General features: G+C 70.6%; 9 protein-coding genes and 2 pseudogenes. 5 read left to right on the top strand and 6 right to left on the bottom strand.

Features of this window, described 5'->3' with window-relative positions; all coding sequences use genetic code 11:
* The first annotated feature begins 155 nt into the window (after positions 1-155).
* Positions 156-1,385 (top strand): cysteine--1-D-myo-inosityl 2-amino-2-deoxy-alpha-D-glucopyranoside ligase, encoded by a 1,230-nt coding sequence (gene mshC / locus H343_RS0112900; RefSeq protein ID WP_028431493.1) that lies wholly within the window; start codon positions 156-158, stop codon positions 1,383-1,385.
* 121 nt (positions 1,386-1,506) lie between these two features.
* Here mshC and H343_RS30365 read toward each other — a convergent pair whose 3' ends face one another.
* Positions 1,507-2,859, bottom strand: a complete 1,353-nt coding sequence (locus H343_RS30365) for a PAC2 family protein (RefSeq protein WP_078505544.1) — start codon at positions 2,857-2,859, stop codon at positions 1,507-1,509.
* 211 nt (positions 2,860-3,070) lie between these two features.
* Here H343_RS30365 and H343_RS30370 point away from each other — a divergent pair, with 211 nt between their 5' ends.
* Entirely contained in the window at positions 3,071-4,771 is a 1,701-nt protein-coding gene (locus tag H343_RS30370; RefSeq protein WP_486586890.1) for a glycoside hydrolase family 13 protein, read from the top strand.
* A 172-nt stretch (positions 4,772-4,943) separates the two neighbouring features.
* Here H343_RS30370 and H343_RS0112915 read toward each other — a convergent pair whose 3' ends face one another.
* The 5 genes and pseudogenes from H343_RS0112915 to H343_RS0112930 all read right to left on the bottom strand — a co-directional run.
* The gene (locus tag H343_RS0112915) at positions 4,944-6,560 is read right to left on the bottom strand and encodes a glycerol-3-phosphate dehydrogenase/oxidase (RefSeq protein WP_028431494.1); all 1,617 of its coding nucleotides are present in this window, start codon (positions 6,558-6,560) and stop codon (positions 4,944-4,946) included.
* A gap of 5 nt (positions 6,561-6,565) precedes the next feature.
* Entirely contained in the window at positions 6,566-8,113 is a 1,548-nt protein-coding gene (glpK, locus tag H343_RS0112920) for a glycerol kinase GlpK (protein WP_028431495.1), read from the bottom strand.
* A gap of 64 nt (positions 8,114-8,177) precedes the next feature.
* Entirely contained in the window at positions 8,178-8,933 is a 756-nt protein-coding gene (locus H343_RS0112925; RefSeq protein ID WP_028431496.1) for an MIP/aquaporin family protein, read from the bottom strand.
* A 219-nt stretch (positions 8,934-9,152) separates the two neighbouring features.
* A pseudogene (locus H343_RS35910) lies at positions 9,153-9,242 on the bottom strand (IclR family transcriptional regulator); the annotation flags it as partial.
* A 96-nt stretch (positions 9,243-9,338) separates the two neighbouring features.
* Positions 9,339-10,010 (bottom strand): annotated as a pseudogene (locus tag H343_RS0112930) (IclR family transcriptional regulator); the annotation flags it as partial.
* 294 nt (positions 10,011-10,304) lie between these two features.
* On the opposite strand from H343_RS0112930, the gene metH reads away from it, so the two are divergent.
* From metH to H343_RS0112945, 3 genes are all read left to right on the top strand, one after another.
* Positions 10,305-13,832, top strand: coding sequence for a methionine synthase (gene metH / locus H343_RS0112935; RefSeq protein ID WP_028431498.1), 3,528 nt, complete (start codon positions 10,305-10,307; stop codon positions 13,830-13,832).
* Positions 13,833-13,937: 105 nt separating this feature from the next.
* Positions 13,938-14,639: an HAD family hydrolase gene (locus H343_RS0112940; RefSeq protein WP_028431499.1), complete on the top strand. Its 702-nt coding sequence runs from the start codon at positions 13,938-13,940 to the stop codon at positions 14,637-14,639.
* Between the two features lie 344 nt (positions 14,640-14,983).
* Positions 14,984-16,567 carry an ABC transporter substrate-binding protein gene (locus tag H343_RS0112945; RefSeq protein ID WP_028431500.1) on the top strand — a complete coding sequence of 528 codons (1,584 nt, stop codon included), beginning with the start codon at positions 14,984-14,986 and terminating at the stop codon, positions 16,565-16,567.
* Positions 16,568-16,594 lie beyond the last annotated feature (27 nt).

Raw genomic sequence — 16,594 nt, forward strand, 5'->3', positions numbered from 1 at the left:
ACTCCCGCCCGGACGCCGGGCAGGTGCGCGCCGTGCGCCCGCGGCTGACGCCGAGCCTTCGTCAAGAGCGTCCATCAAGCCAATCCTCCGCCCGCGGAGATGACCGCGACGGTCCCGTCAGGATGCCCGGCGGCCCGCCGGGTTAGGCTCAGGGAATGCATGCCTGGCCCGCTTCCGAGGTCCCCGCCCTGCCTGGTCAGGGCCGCGACCTGGAGATCCACGACACCGCGACCGACGGCCTCGTCACCCTCGCCCCCGGTCCCGTCGCCCGAATCTACGTCTGCGGCATCACCCCTTACGACGCCACTCACCTGGGGCACGCGGCGACCTACAACGCGTTCGACCTCGTGCAGCGCGTGTGGCTCGACACCAAGCGGCAGGTCCACTACATACAGAACGTCACCGACATCGACGATCCGCTGCTGGAGCGGGCCGAGGCCACCGGCGAGGGTTGGGACGCGCTCGCCGAGCGTGAGACGGCCCTCTTCCGCGAGGACATGACGGCGCTTCGGATGCTGCCGCCGCGGCACTTCGTCGGTGCGGTCGAGTCGATCCCGCGCATCGTCCCGATGGTCGAGCAACTGCGTGACCAGGGCGCCGCGTACGAACTGGAGGGAGACGTCTACTTCTCCGTCGACGCCGACCCCCACTTCGGCGAGGTCTCCCGCCTCGACGCGCAGACCATGCGGCTGCTGTCCGCCGAGCGCGGCGGCGACCCGGAGCGGCCCGGCAAGAAGAGCCCCCTGGACCCGATGCTGTGGCGCGCGGCCCGCGAGGGCGAACCGCGCTGGGACGGTGCCTCGCTCGGCCCCGGCCGTCCCGGCTGGCACATCGAGTGCGTGGCCATCGCCCTGGAGCACCTCGGCATGGGGTTCGACGTGCAGGGCGGCGGCTCCGATCTCGCCTTCCCCCACCACGAGATGGGCGCCTCGCACGCCCAGGCCCTGACCGGCGAGCATCCCTTCGCCCAGACGTACGTGCACGCCGGGATGGTCGGTCTGGACGGCGAGAAGATGTCGAAGTCGAAGGGCAATCTGGTCTTCGTCTCACAGCTTCGCCGTGAGGGCGTGGACCCGGCCGCGATCCGCCTGGTGCTGCTCTCCCGTCACTACCGCGAGGACTGGGAGTACTCCGGCGCCGTCCTCGACGAGGCCGTCGCCCGGCTCGCACGGTGGCGTGCCGCTGTCTCCCGGCCCGACGGACCGCCCGCCGAAGGCACGGTCGAGGAGCTACGGGCGGCTCTGGCGGCCGACCTGAACGCACCGGCCGCGCTGGCCGCCGTGGACGCCTGGGCCGCGGAGCAGGAGAGCCGGGGCGGTACGGACACGGGGGCGCCCGGCACGGTCTCCCGTGCCGTCGACGCTCTTCTGGGCGTCGCGCTGTAGCGGCCGCGTCCGCAACTGCCCGGCGCCGTAAGCTTTCTGCGCCACGGACGAAGGGCCGCCCTCTGATGTCGCAGGGGGCGGCCCTCGGCGTTGCCCACTCACCGGGAGCGGGGTGCGGTTCTCACTCGTCGCCGGTCTCCTCGGGCGGGTCGCTCTCCGGGGACGCGGGGGACTCCCCGTCCTCGGTCTTCTTGCCTCTCTTCGCGCTTCCGCCGCTCCTGCTGCCGCGACCGCCCTTGGCGTTGCTGCTCTTCCTGCTGGTGCTTCCGCTCTTGCCGCTCTTGCTGTTGCCGGCCGTGCCGTTCCGGCTCTGCCCGGCGTCCTGGTCCTCCGTGCCGTTCGCGCCGTTCGTGCCCTCCTGGCCGTCCTGGCCGTCCTGGCTGTCCGGGTTCTCCTGGCGGTCTGTGCCGCCGTTGCTGCCGGCGCTGTCCGTCGCCGCGGGGCCGCCGTCGGCTCCGCGGCCGTCCGCGTCCTTCCCGCCCTCGCCCCCGCCGTCCTGCCGGCCGTCCTTCGCCGGCGGCTTCGAAGCGCGTCCCCGGCCACCGCTTTTGCCCCGCTTGGCCGGACCCGGCCCGGTCCGGCTCGAGTTGCCCCCCGCGGTGGGGGGACCGCTCCCGGGCTCGTCGTCCCGCCGGCGCAGATACCGCTCGAACTCCTTGGCGATGGCCTCTCCCGATGCCTCCGGCAGCTCGGCCGTGTCCCGCGCCTCCTCCAGCGACTGGACGTACTCCGCGACCTCGCTGTCCTCGGCGGCGAGCTGGTCCACACCGAGCTGCCAGGCACGGGCGTCCTCCGGCAGCTCGCCCATCGGCACGCTCACCCCCAGGAGGTCCTCCAGCCGGTTGAGCAGCGCCAGGGTCGCCTTCGGATTGGGGGGCTGCGAGACGTAGTGGGGGACCGAGGCCCACAGGCTCAGGGCGGGTACGCCCGCGTGCGTGCACGCCTCCTGCAGGATGCCGACGATGCCGGTGGGGCCCTCGTACCGCGACTCCTCCAGGTTCATCGTGCGGGCGAGGTCCGGGTCGGACGTCACGCCCGTCACCGGAACGGGGCGGCTGTGCGGGGTGTCGCCGAGCAGCGCGCCCAGCACCACCACCATCTCCACGCCCAACTCGTGGGCGAAGCCCAGGATCTCGTTGCAGAAGGACCGCCAGCGCATGCTCGGCTCGATGCCCCGCACCAGCACGAGATCGCGCGGGCCGCCCTTGCCGTCTGCGTTGTCGACGCGTACGACGGCCAGCCGGGTCGTCGGCCACGTGATCTTGCGCACGTCGCCGTCCAGCCAGACCTGCGGCCGGTTGACCTGGAAGTCGTAGTAGTCCTCGGCGTCCAGCGCGGCGAAGACCTCGCCCTTCCACTCCCGCTCCATGTGCCCGACCGCGGTGGAGGCGGCGTCGCCGGCGTCGTTCCAGCCTTCGAACGCGGCCACCATGACCGGGTCGACCAGCTCGGGAACTCCCTCGAGCTCGATCACCCAGCGCCTCCTTCCGGCCGGGTGAAGCGCCTGCTCCGGGCCCGGCTGCCGTTCTTCTTGCGTGCGGCCACCAGCCTACGGCGTGCCGGCGCGCACGCCGCAGCCCTCGCACACGCACGCCTTCAACGGCGGTCACAACTTCCGTACAGTGCCCGTCGGCGCGGGCCGCCGCCGGCGGAGCGCCGCACACGCGACCTGACGGAAGGACACCGTGACAGCCAGCACCCCCCGGCAGGCCCCGGACCCGGGCCCGGACCAGAGGCAAGCCTCCGCCGCCTGGTGGCGGGAGGCCGTCGTCTACCAGGTGTACGTCCCCAGCTTCGCCGACTCGGACGGCGACGGCATGGGGGATCTGCGCGGCGTCACCGAACGCCTCGGCCACCTGTCGGGGCTCGGAGTGGACGCGCTCTGGCTGACGCCGTTCTACCGCTCGCCCTGGGCCGACGGGGGCTACGACGTCTCCGACCACCGCGACGTCGACCCCCGGCACGGCACCCTCGACGACTTCCGCGAACTGCTGGCACGCGCCCACGGCCACGGGCTGAGGGTCATCGTCGACATCGTGCCCAACCACTGCTCCGACCAGCACCCCTGGTTCACCGAGGCGCTGGCCTCAGCGCCCGGTTCGGCCGCCCGCGAGCGCTTCCACTTCCGGGACGGCCGCGGACCGGAGGGGGAGGAGCCTCCCGCCGACTGGCAGTCGAAGTTCGGCGGCGGTGCCTGGAGCCGCACACCGGACGGCCAGTGGTACATGCACATATTCGCCGCCGAGCAGCCGGACCTGAACTGGGACAACCCCGAGGTCGCCGCCGACTTCGAACGCACCCTGCGGTTCTGGCTCGACCTCGGCGTCGACGGGTTCCGCGTCGACGTCGCGCACGGGCTGAGCAAGGACCTCGGCCCTCCGCTGCGCGACACCCGCGGCAACGACGCCGCACCCCTCAACTCCCCGCCGCAGGGCGAGGACCACCCCTTCTGGGACCGCGACGAGGTGCACGGCGTCTACCGTTCCTGGCGCCGGATCCTGGACGCCTACGAACCGCCCCGCATCGCCGTGGCCGAAGCCGGGGTCAGTGCCGCCCGGCTGCCCATGTACACCAGGCCCGGCGAACTCCACCAGGCATTCAACTTCTTCCACCTGCGCTGCCCGTGGGACGCGCACGCCTTCCGTGACGTCATCGACACCTCCCTCGAAGGCGCCTGCTCCGTGGGAACCCTGCCGACCTGGGTGCTCTCCAACCACGACGTCGTGCGCCACGTCACCCGCTACGGACTCCCGCAGGACACCGGCCTCGCCGACTGGCTCATGACGGACGGCAGGCAGCCCGCCCCCGACTTCGAACTCGGCCGCCGCCGTGCCCGGGCCTGCGCACTGCTCACACTGGCGCTCCCGGGCACCGCGTACCTCTACCAGGGCGAGGAGCTGGGGCTTCCCGAGGTCGCGGACCTGCCCGCCGAGGCGCTGCGCGACCCGATGTGGGAGCGCACCGGGCACACCCACAAGGGACGCGACGGCTGTCGCGTCCCGCTGCCCTGGCAGCAGGACGGGCCCTCCTGCGGCTTCGGCCCGCGCGGCGGCTGGCTGCCGCAGCCCGAGGGCTGGGGGGAGTACTCCGCGGAGACGCAGAAGGGCGACCCGCACTCCTTCCTGGAGCTCTACCGTGCCGCGCTCGGAGTGCGCAGGGGCTTCCGGGGAAGGGGCGCGGATCTGCAGTGGCTGGATGCGGCCGAGGGCGAACTCGCCTTCCGCAGGGGCGACTTCCTGGAGTGCCGGGTCAATCTCTCCGGCCGTCCCGTGCCGCTGCCGGAAGGGGCCGTCCCGCTGCTCGCCTCCGGGAACGGCCGTGCAGGGGGCGGCACGCTCGACCCGGACTCCGCGGTCTGGCTCACGCCCGCGGGCCGCGGCGCCTGAACCCGGCGGCGGGGTGATGCCTCGCCCCGCGCCCGCTTTGAGGCTGCCGAACGGCCCGCACCGCAGCGGAAGCCGCCGTGCCGCCGTCACCGTCGACGGTGACGGCGGCACGGTCGGCACCGGAGCACGGCGGCACGGTCGGCACCGGAGCACGGCGGCACGCGCGGGGGTCTCAGCCCCGGCGGTCCGCCAGCAGTTTCCCGACCCGCTCGCGCACCTCGCCGGTGTCCAGACCGCGGATGGTCAGCGTGGTGCGCCGCCGCAGCACGTCCTCGGCGGTCGCGGCCCACTCGTGGTCGCGTGCGTAGACGACCTGCGCCCAGATCTCCGGCCCGTCCGGGTGGATGCGCTCGCCCAGCGACGGGTCCTCGTTGACGAGCCGCGCGATGTCGAAGGAGAGCGAGCCGTAGTGGGTGGCGAGCTGACGCGCGGTCAGCGGGTCCATCCGCGGGCCCGGTTCGCGCTCCCGGTCCACCAGCAGCCGGTGCGCGACCGCGTTGGGGTTGGAGATGCCGGGCAGCGGCGTGCGCCGTACCAGCTCTCCCACCGGCTCCATGTCCTGTGCCAGTGAACCGCCGGGCAGCTTCGCCAGTTTGTCCATCACGGCCCGGCCGATGTGCCGGTACGTCGTCCACTTGCCGCCCGCGACCGACAGCATCCCGCCGATGCCCTCGCTGACGACTGTCTCCCGCTTGGCCGCCGTCACACCGCCGGGGCCGCCGGGCAGCACCCGCAGTCCGGCGAAGGCGTAGCTGATCAGATCGCGGGAGAGGTGCTCGTCACGCACGGAGTACGCGGCCTCGTCCAGGATCTGCCGGATGTCCGCCTCGGTCGCCCTGACATCCGCGGGGTCGCCCTCGTACGCCTCGTCGGTGGTGCCCAGCAGGAGCTGGTCCTCCCAGGGCAGGGCGAAGGTGATGCGGTACTTGTCGATGGGCGTGGCCATCGCCGCACGCCAGGGCGCCCTGCGCCTGAGCACCAGATGGGCGCCCTTGGAGAGACGGACGCTGGGCGCGGCGCCCGGGTCCTCCATCCTGCGCAGCGTGTCGACCCACGGGCCGGTGGCGTTGAGCACGAGGCGGGCGTCCACCCCGAACTCGCTGCCGTCCAGGCGGTCGCGCAGCTCCGCTCCGGTCACGCGGCCGCACGTGCGGCGCAGGCCCGTCACCGCGGCGTGGTTGAGCACCACGGCACCGGAGTCGACGGCCGCGCGGACCGTCATCACGGCCATGCGGGAGTCGTTCATCTGGTGGTCGCCGTAGACCGCGACGGCCTTCAGCCTGTCCGTGCGCAGCCCGGGGTTGTCCGCCGCGGCACGGGAGGGGGTGACCAGACGCCCCACGCCGTCGCCGAACGCGGAGAGCGCGCTGTAGGCGAACACCCCCGCGCCCAGCTTCGACGCGCCGTGCGGACCGCCCTTGTAGACGGGCAGGTAGAACTTGAGCGGATTGACCAGGTGCGGTGCCACGTCCTTGGCCAGCACCCGCCGCTCGTGGTGGTTCTCCGCCACCAGCCTCACCGCGCCGGTCTGCAGATAGCGCAGACCGCCGTGCACGAGCTTGGAGGAGGCGGAGGAGGTGGCGCCGGCGAAGTCGCCGGCGTCCACCATCGCCACCCGCAGCCCCGACTGCGCGGCGTGCCAGGCCACCGAGGTGCCGAGGATTCCGCCGCCGATCACGAGGAGGTCGTACGTCGCGTGGGCGAGCAGGTCCCTGGTCTCGGCGCGGCTCGGATTGCCGCCGGCAGCCGGGTGCGTCCCGAGGGCGGGGACGCTCTGCAGGGTGTTCATCTTCGTCAGTTCTCCTCTTCGATCCAGCCCATGGTCGCCTGGACGGCCTTGAGCCAGCTCTTGTACTCGCGGTCCCGACGGGCCGCGTCCATGCCGGGCGTCCACTCGGCCGCCCGCTTCCAGTTGGCGCGCAGCTCCTCCGTGTCGGACCAGAACCCGACGGCGAGCCCTGCCGCGTACGCCGCGCCCAGGCAGGTGGTCTCGGCGACCATCGGGCGCACCACGGGTGCGTCCAGGAAGTCCGACATGGTCTGCATCAGCAGGTTGTTGGACGTCATGCCGCCGTCGACCTTCAGCGCGGTCAGCTCGACACCGGAGTCCTTCTGCATCGCGTCGACGATCTCGCGGGTCTGCCAGGCGGTGGCCTCCAGGACGGCACGTGCGATGTGCGCCTTGGTCACGTACCGGGTGAGTCCGGCGATCACACCGCGCGCGTCGGAGCGCCAGTACGGCGCGAACAGACCGGAGAAGGCGGGCACGAAGTAGGCGCCGCCGTTGTCGTCGACGGAGCTGGCGAGCGTCTCGATCTCGGCCGCGGAGTTGATCAGCCCCATCTGGTCGCGCATCCACTGCACCAGCGAACCGGTGACGGCGATGGCGCCCTCCAGGGCGTAGACGGCGGGCTGGTCGCCGATGCGGTAACCGACCGTCGTCAGCAGCCCGTTGTAGGAGTTGACGGCCTCCTCGCCGGTGTTGAGCAGCAGGAACGTGCCCGTGCCGTAGGTGGACTTGGCCTCGCCCTCGGAGAAGCACGTCTGGCCGAACAGGGCCGCCTGCTGGTCGCCCAGGGCGGAGGCCACCGGTACGCCCGCGAGGGAGCCGGTCGCCTCTCCGTAGACCTCGGCGGAGGAGCGGATCTCGGGCAGCAGCTCCATGGGGACGCCCATGGACTCGCAGATCTTCGCGTCCCAGCTCATGGTGCGCAGGTTCATCAGCATCGTGCGGGAGGCGTTGGTCACGTCGGTGACGTGCCGGCCGCCGTCCGGACCGCCGGTGAGGTTCCAGATGACCCAGGAGTCCATGGTGCCGAAGAGGAGTTCGCCGCGCTCGGCGCGCTCGCGCAGGCCCTCGACGTTGTCGAGCAGCCAGCGGATCTTCGGTCCGGCGAAGTAGGACGCCAGCGGCAGGCCCGTCTCGCGGCGGAAGCGGTCCTGGCCGACGTTGCGGCCCAGTTCGCGGCAGAGCGCGTCGGTGCGGGTGTCCTGCCAGACCAGCGCGTTGTGCACCGGCTCACCGGTCGCCTTGTCCCACAGCAGCGTCGTCTCACGCTGGTTGGTGATGCCGAGCGCCTTGACGTCGGACTTGGTGATCCCGGCCTGCTCCAGGGCGCCCGTGACGACCTGCTGGACGTTCGTCCAGATCTCGGCCGCGTCGTGCTCGACCCAGCCGGGCTTGGGGAAGATCTGCTCGTGTTCCTTCTGGTCGACCGAGACGATGCGTCCGTCCCGGTCGAAGACGATGCAGCGGCTGGAGGTGGTGCCCTGGTCGATGGCGGCGATGAAGGGGCCCGCGCCGTGCGAGGAGGTGCCTGTGGTGCTTTCGGTGTCGCTCATGTCCTGCTCCAAGGTGTTCGTGGGTGAGGGCTGCGGGCCCGGGGCCCGGTCCTGCGGGCGGATTTCAGGCGAAGGCGAGCTGGTAGACGCCGGCGGCGATGGCGGCACCGGTCAGCGGGCCGACGACGGGAATCCACGAGTAGGACCAGTCGGAGCCGCCCTTGTTCGGCAGGGGCAGCAGCGCGTGCACGATGCGCGGACCCAGGTCACGGGCGGGGTTGATGGCGTACCCCGTGGGGCCACCCAGCGAGAGGCCGATGCCCACGACGACCAGGGCCACCAGCAGCACCCCGATGCCGCTGAGGCCGACGCCCTCGGTCATCCCCTGGGTGAGGATCGCGATGACGAGGACGAACGTGCCGATGACCTCGGTCATCAGGTTCTGTACGGGGTTGCGGATCTCGGGGGAGGTGAAGAAGACACCGTGCACCGGCCCGGGGTTCTCACCCTTGCGCTCGGCCATCTCCGGCTCGGTGAGATCGGCGCGGAACTGGCCGTGGTAGGCGAGCCAGATGAGTGCGGCGCCGATCATCGCCCCGAGCATTTCGGAGAGGAAGTAGAGCGGGACGTCGCTCCACGGAGTGGTTCCCTCGATGGCCAGCCCGAGGGTGACCGCAGGGTTGAGGTGGGCGCCGGAGACCCCGGCCGCCACGTAGCCACCGGTGAGGACTCCGAAGCCCCAGCCGAAGGTGATGGCGAGCCACCCGGCGTTGAACGCCTTGGAGCGCTTGAAGGTCACGGCGGCGCAGACGCCGCCGCCGAGCAGGATGAGCAGGGCGGTACCTATGACTTCGCCGAAGAATATGTCGGAGCTGGACACCCGCGACTCCTTTGTCTTGTCCAGATGGGGAGGGCGGGCCGGTCTTCGTCCGGTGTTCGACAATGCCGACCGCCGCGATGGCAGTTTTCTCCCTGGTGGAGGTCACGTCAAGGGGTGTGACCCAGGACTCGTTGAACGTGTGTGCGCAGAATGTGTCGATCTTGGAGGCGTTGACGCCGGACCGTTCCGCCGGTGCCGACCGCTCGCGCCGGGGTGGTCTCAGAACCTCCGGACGCCCAGATCGCGGGAGATGGCGCGCGCGCAGTCCCGCACCGCCGCGACCAGCAGAGGCCGCAGCTCCCCGTCGGCCGCGGCCCCGCCCGGCCCGTTCGCCGCTCCCGGCGCGGAGACCGTCGCGGAGGCCCCTGGGGCACCCCCCGCACCGGCCCCCGGCACGTCGTCACAGACCCGCTCCACGGCCCCCGTCACGCCCACCGCGCCGACCGGCATCCGGCGCCGGTCGTGGATCGGTGCCGCGATCGAGGCGAGACCCTCCCAGGTCTCCTCCACGTCCGCCGCCCATCCGCGCGCCCGGGTCAGCTCCAGCAGCTCCTCGAAGTGACCGAGACCCGTGACCGTGCGCTCCGTGAAGCGCCGCCGTTCCCCGTCCACCGCCTCGCTGTGCGCGACCGGGTCGAACGCGGAGAGCACCTTGCCCAGGGCGGTGCTGTGCAGCGGCTGCATGGCCCCGACCTCCAGCACCTGACGGCTGTTGTCCGGCCGGAAGACGTGGTGCACGACCAGCACGCCCTTCTTGTGGAAAACGCCCAGGTACACGCTCTCGCCGCTGGAACGCGCCAGGTCGTCCGCCCAGACCAGGGCCCTGGAGCGCAGCTCGTGCACATCCAGGTAGCTGGTGCCCAGGCGCAGCAGCTCCGCGCCGAGCTGGTACTTGCCCGTCGCCGCGTCCTGTTCCACGAAGCCCTCCTGCTGGAGGGTTCGCAGCAGCCCGTGCGCCGTGGCCTTGGGCAGCTCCATGGAGGAGGCGATGTCGGACAGGCCGAGCCGCCGCTCACCGCCCGCCAGGAGCCGCAGCACGGCCGCCGCGCGCTCGAGCGACTGGATCGTCCGGGCCATCGGGCACCTCCGTGACCTGCTCTCCCTGAGCCGCTCTGAATACGGTTCGACAATGCCGAACGGTATCGCTTGATTGGCGCGCGCGGTAGCCCGGTCCCCCGTACGGGAATCCGGCGCAGGCGGCGCGGCGGATGCGCGGTGGACGCGCGGTGGACGCGCGGCCGAAGGGCCCGCTGTGCGGAGTGCGTCTCGCACTCTTGTGCTCGCCCGATACCCTGATCAGGTGCGCCGTCCTCACCGGACAGCGGGACCGCGCATAGCCGACAGCCGTCGCACCCTTAGGGAGAACCCTTCATGGCCTCGCCGAGCAGTACGCCCACGTCCGCCTTCCCGCGGGCAGCCGCCCTGCGCAAGGCGCTCACCGAACGCGTAGTCGTCGCCGACGGCGCGATGGGCACGATGATCCAGGCGCAGGACCCCAGCCTGGACGACTTCGAGCAGCTCGAAGGCTGCAACGAGATCCTCAACGTCACCCGTCCCGACATCATCCGCGCCGTGCACGCCGAGTACTTCGAGGCGGGCGTCGACTGCGTCGAGACCAACACCTTCGGTGCCAACCACGCGGCGCTGGCCGAGTACGACATCACCGAGCGCAACTTCGAACTCTCCGAGAAGGGCACGCGCATCGCCCGCGACGTCGCGGACGAGTTCGAGGCCGACGGCCGCCCCCGCTGGGTGCTGGGCTCGATGGGCCCCGGCACGAAACTGCCCACGCTCGGCCACGCACCGTACGCGACGCTGCGCGACGCCTATCAGGTGAACGCGGAGGGCATGATCGCCGGCGGCGCCGACGCGCTGCTCGTGGAGACCACGCAGGACCTCCTGCAGACGAAGTCGGCGATCGTCGGTGCCCGCAGGGCGCTGGACGCCACCGGAGCGCACGACCTGCCGCTGATCTGCTCCGTGACCGTCGAGACCACCGGCACGATGCTGCTGGGCTCGGAGATCGGCGCGGCGCTGACGGCCCTGGAGCCGCTGGGCATCGACATGATCGGCCTGAACTGCGCGACGGGCCCCGCCGAGATGAGCGAGCACCTGCGTCACCTCGCGCAGCACTCCCGCATCCCGATCTCCTGCATGCCCAACGCGGGACTGCCCGTCCTCGGGAAGGACGGAGCCCACTACCCGCTGACGCCGGAGGAGCTGTGCGACGCCCACGAGGGCTTCGTACGCGACTACGGCCTGTCCCTGGTCGGCGGCTGCTGCGGTACGACTCCGGAGCATCTGCGTCAGCTGGTGGAGCGCGTACGCGGCAGCGAGCCGGCCGAGCGCCGGCCCACGCCCGAGCCGGGCGCCGCGTCCCTCTACCAGATGGTGCCCTTCCGCCAGGACACCTCGTACATGGCGATCGGCGAGCGCACGAACGCCAACGGCTCGAAGAAGTTCCGCGAGGCGATGCTCGACGCCCGCTGGGACGACTGCGTGGAGATGGCGCGGGACCAGATCCGCGAGGGCGCCCACATGCTCGACCTGTGCGTGGACTACGTCGGCCGGGACGGCGTCGCGGACATGCGGGAGCTGGCCGGGCGTTTCGCGACGTCCTCCACCCTGCCCATCGTCCTGGACTCCACCGAAGTCGACGTGCTCCAGGCCGGGCTGGAGATGCTCGGCGGGCGCGCCGTGATCAACTCCGTCAACTACGAGGACGGCGACGGTCCCGAGTCACGCTTCGCCCGCGTCGCCGCCCTCGCCCGTGAGCACGGTGCGGCGCTGATGGCGCTGACCATCGACGAGGAGGGCCAGGCCCGTACGGCCGAGAACAAGGTCGCCATCGCCGAACGGATCATCGAGGACCTCACCACCAACTGGGGCATCGACGAGTCCAGCATCCTCATCGACTGCCTGACCTTCACGATCTGCACGGGCCAGGAGGAGTCCCGCAAGGACGGCATCAACACCATCGAGGCCATCCGCGAGCTCAAGCGGCGCCACCCGGACGTGCAGACCACGCTGGGCCTGTCCAACATCTCCTTCGGCCTCAATCCGGCCGCGCGGCTCGTCCTCAACTCCGTCTTCCTCAACGAGTGCGTCAAGGCGGGCCTGGACTCGGCCATCGTGCACGCGAGCAAGATCCTCCCCATCGCCCGGCTGGAGGAGGAACAGGTCACCACCGCCCTGGACCTGATCTACGACCGGCGCCGCGAGGGCTACGACCCGCTGCAGCACCTGCTGGAACTCTTCGAGGGCGTCGACACCAAGGCGATGAAGGCCGGCAAGGCCGAGGAGCTGGCCGCGCTGCCGCTGGACGAGCGGCTGCAAAGGCGCGTCATCGACGGCGAACGCAAGGGTCTGGAAGAGGACTTGGACGAGGCCCTGGTGGACCGTCCGGCGCTCGACATCGTCAACGACACACTGCTGGAAGGCATGAAGGTCGTCGGTGAACTCTTCGGCTCGGGGCAGATGCAGCTGCCGTTCGTGCTGCAGTCCGCCGAGGTGATGAAGACCGCGGTCGCCCATCTGGAACCGCACATGGAGAAGAACGAGGACGACGAGGGCAAGGGCACGATCGTGCTGGCCACCGTGCGCGGCGATGTGCACGACATCGGCAAGAACCTCGTCGACATCATCCTCTCCAACAACGGCTACACCGTGGTCAACCTGGGCATCAAGCAGCCCGTGGGCGCGATCCTGGAGGCGGCGGAGGAGAACAAGGCCGACGTCATCGGCATGTCCGGCCTGCTGGTGAAGTCCACGGTGATCATGAAGGAGAACCTGGAGGAGCTCAACCAGCGCAAGATGGCCGGAGACTTCCCCGTCATCCTCGGCGGTGCCGCCCTGACCCGCGCGTACGTCGAGCAGGACCTGCACGAGATCTACGAGGGCGAGGTCCGCTACGCCCGTGACGCCTTCGAGGGGCTGCGCCTGATGGACGCCCTCATCGGCGTCAAACGCGGTGTCCCCGGGGCCCAGTTGCCCGAGCTGAAGCAGCGCCGCGTGCCCAAGCGCCCCGCCTCGGCGGCCGGCGAGGTGCCGGAGGCGGAGGTCAACGACGGCTCGGTGCGCTCGGACGTCTCCACGGACAACCCCGTGCCCTCCCCGCCGTTCTGGGAGAGCCGCGTGGTCAAGGGCATCGGCCTCAAGGACTACGCGTCCTGGATCGATGAGGGCGCGCTCTTCAAGGGCCAGTGGGGTCTGAAGGAGTCCCGCAAGGGCGACGGGCCCAGCTACGAGGAACTGGCCGATACGGAGGGGCGGCCCCGGCTGCGCGGATGGCTGGAGAAGCTGCACACCGACAACCTGCTGGAAGCGGCCGTCGTCTACGGCTACTACCCCTGCGTCTCCAAGGGCGACGACCTGATCCTGCTGCACGAGGACGGCAGCGAGCGCACCCGCTTCACCTTCCCCCGCCAGCGCCGCGGCAGGCGCCTGTGCCTCGCGGACTTCTTCCGTCCGGAGGAGTCCGGTGAGCGGGACGTGGTCGGCCTGCAGGTCGTCACCGTCGGCTCGAAGATCGGCGAGGCGACGGCCGAGCTCTTCGCCTCCGACGCCTACCGGGACTATCTGGAGCTGCACGGCCTGTCCGTCCAGCTCGCCGAGGCCCTCGCGGAGTACTGGCACGCCCGTGTCCGCTCCGAGCTGGGCTTCTCGGGGGAGGACCCGTCCGCCATCACCGACATGTTCGACCTGCAGTACCGCGGTGCCCGCTTCTCCCTGGGCTACGGCGCCTGCCCGAACCTGGAGGACCGGGCGAAGATCGCCGATCTGCTGAAGCCGGAGCGGATCGGTGTGGAGCTGTCCGAGGAGTTCCAGCTCCACCCGGAGCAGTCCACGGACGCGATCGTCATCCACCATCCGGAGGCCAAGTACTTCAACGCCCGATAACGGGTCCGGCAGAAGCCACGTAGAATGACCGATCCGGTACAGGCCGGTCGTCCGCTCCGCCGAGCGGTCGGCCGGCCTTGTCGTCCCTCACGGAGGTGTTCGCGGATGACCAGCTCCATCCCCGCTCCCGGCACTCTTACGGCCGAAGGCTCGTCGCTGCAGGCGGTGCTCCTGGACATGGACGGCACCCTGGTCGACACGGAGGGTTTCTGGTGGGACGCCGAGAGTGAGGCTTTCGCGGAGCTCGGTCACGTACTCAAGGACGAGTGGCGTGAGGTCGTGGTGGGCGGTCCCATGACGCGCAGTGCCGGCTTCCTCATCGAGGCGACAGGGGCGGACATCACGGTGGAGGAGCTGACCGTGCTGCTCAACACCAAGTTCGTCGAGCGGCTGCGGCGCGGCGTGCCGCTGATGCCGGGCGCCCGCCGTCTGCTGACCGAGCTGTCCGCGCACGGCGTGCCCGCCGCTCTGGTCTCGGCCTCGCACCGCCGTGTGGTGGACGAGATGCTGGTCTCCCTGGGCCGGGAGAACTTCGCCCACACCGTCGCCGGGGACGAGCTCTCGCGTACCAAGCCGCACCCGGACCCTTACCTGAGGGCCGCCGCCCGGCTGGGCGCCGATCCGGCACGCTGCGCGGTGGTGGAGGACACGGTGACGGGGGTGACGTCGGCCGAGGCCGCCGGGTGCCAGGTGGTGGCGGTTCCCTCCGTCACGCCGATCGAGGCCGCCGAGGGACGTACGGTCGTCAAGTCACTCGAAGAAGTGAATCTGGCCTTCCTGCGTTCCCTCGTCATGGTGGCTCACTAGGGGGTTTCCCCCGAGCACCGCATCCGTCGGCCACCGGCAGGCGACAGGCCCTCTTGACGCATCGCGAAGGGCACAGTGACATCTAACGCGCACTCCGCGTCGGCACCGCCGTTCAGTGTGCCGCAGTGCCCCTGAAGTGCGACGCAAGTGCCGCTGTGTCCGTATTGGTCCCCTGGCGGGCGGTCTTGTGCGCTGCCCGTGCAACGGATGGGAGGTGATCCTGATCAAGTCTCAAGTCCTGCGTCAGGATGTCCGGTTCGCGATCGTCTCCGGCAGACCGTCGGTGTCGCAGCCCCGGCCGCTCGCCCCGTGACGACGCCGGCCGGCCGAGAGGACCCCCGCCCATGATCCGCAAGACCACCGCGCTGTCCGCGACAGCCGCTCTGCTCGCCTCCCTGCTGGCCGCCTGCGGGGGAGACATCGGTGACGAGCCCGGCATCGTCGTCGGAACGACGGATTCCTTCGCCGTCACCAAGGACACGCCCGCGCCCTTCGACCCGGCCGCCTCGTACGACGTCAGCGCCTGGAACGTCATGCGCAACACCTTCCAGACGCTGCTGCGCATGCCCCGCTCCGGTTCGCGTCCCGTCACGGACGCCGCCGAGTGGTGCGGCTTCACCGACGAGCGGAACGAGCAGTACCGCTGCACCCTGCGCGAAGGGCTCACCTTCTCCAACGGCCACGAGCTGGACGCCCAGGACGTGGAGTTCTCGGTGAGCCGGATACTGGGCATCAACTACGCCAACGGTCCGGTGTCGCTCCTCAGCGGCATCGAGAAGGTACGGGCCACCGACGACCGTACGATCGTCTTCCGGCTCCGCAAACCGGACGCCACGTTCCCGTTCAAGCTCGCCACCCCCGCCGCCTCGATCATCGACAGCGAGACCTATCCCGGGGACGGCTTCATCAAGGGCTTCGACGTGACCGGCTCGGGGCCCTACCTCCTCGACGAACTCGACTCCGAGAAGGGCAGGGCGTTCCTCAGCCGCAACCCGGACTACAAGGGCAGGCTGAAGGTCAACAACGACAAGATCGAGATGCGTTTCTTCCCCGACTCCGCCGCCATGGAGAAGGCGCTGCGCTCCGGCGAGATAGACGTGATGAACCGCACGATCTCCCCCGATCAGGTCGAGCGGCTCGAATCGGTCCCCGACGACAGCGTCGACCTCGTGGAGCAGCCGGGTCAGGAGATCCGCTACCTCGTCTTCAACACGGACAACGAAACTGTGGGCGAGGAGGCCGTCAGACGGGCCATGGCCGAGGTCATCGACCGCAAGTCCCTGGTGCGGGACGTCTACTCGCGTACGGCGGAACCGCTCTACTCCCTGGTGCCCTCAGGCGTCCCCGGCCACCGCAACTCCTTCTTCAACGAATACGGCGAGCCCGACACCGGCGCGGCGGACGACATCCTGCGCGAGGCGGAGGTGAGCACGCCGGTGGAGATCGAACTCACCTACACCACGGACCACTACGGCTCCGTCACCGCCAGGGAGTTCAAGAACCTCAAGGACCAGCTCAACGACAGCGAACTGTTCGACGTCGACGTCCGCGGCGTGCCGTGGTCCAGATACCGCAACGCCGCCCTGAAGGGGGAGTACGAGGTCTACGGCTACGGCTGGTTCCCCGACTTCCCCGACGCGGACAACTACATAGCCCCCTTCTTCGAGAAGAACAACTTCCTGGGCAGCTCCTACACCAACACCGAGATCCGGGACGAGCTGATACCGCGGACGCGGCGCGACACCAACCGGGTCCGCACCGAGAGCGGATTCGCCCGCGCGCAGGACATCGTCGCCGAGGAGGTGCCCGTGCTGCCGCTGTGGCAGGGCAAGCAGTTCATCGCCGTGCGTGACGGCATCACGGGCGTCGAGTGGGCGCTCAACTCCTCGTCCGTCCTACAGCTGTGGGAGCTGGGCCGCAACGCGTAGCGGCCCGCAGAGCTGACCGGCCGTCAG

It is taken from the genome of Streptomyces sp. TAA204 (assembly GCF_000424965.1).

What these genes read in the sequence shown, in the direction of transcription:
- H343_RS0112915 (WP_028431494.1), bottom strand. Translation starts at nt 6,560, where the DNA reads ATGAACACCCTGCAGAGCGTCCCCGCCCTCGGGACGCACCCGGCTGCC.
- H343_RS0112940 (WP_028431499.1), top strand. Translation starts at nt 13,938, where the DNA reads ATGACCAGCTCCATCCCCGCTCCCGGCACTCTTACGGCCGAAGGCTCG.
- metH (WP_028431498.1), top strand. Translation starts at nt 10,305, where the DNA reads ATGGCCTCGCCGAGCAGTACGCCCACGTCCGCCTTCCCGCGGGCAGCC.
- glpK (WP_028431495.1), bottom strand. Translation starts at nt 8,113, where the DNA reads ATGAGCGACACCGAAAGCACCACAGGCACCTCCTCGCACGGCGCGGGC.
- mshC (WP_028431493.1), top strand. Translation starts at nt 156, where the DNA reads ATGCATGCCTGGCCCGCTTCCGAGGTCCCCGCCCTGCCTGGTCAGGGC.
- H343_RS0112945 (WP_028431500.1), top strand. Translation starts at nt 14,984, where the DNA reads ATGATCCGCAAGACCACCGCGCTGTCCGCGACAGCCGCTCTGCTCGCC.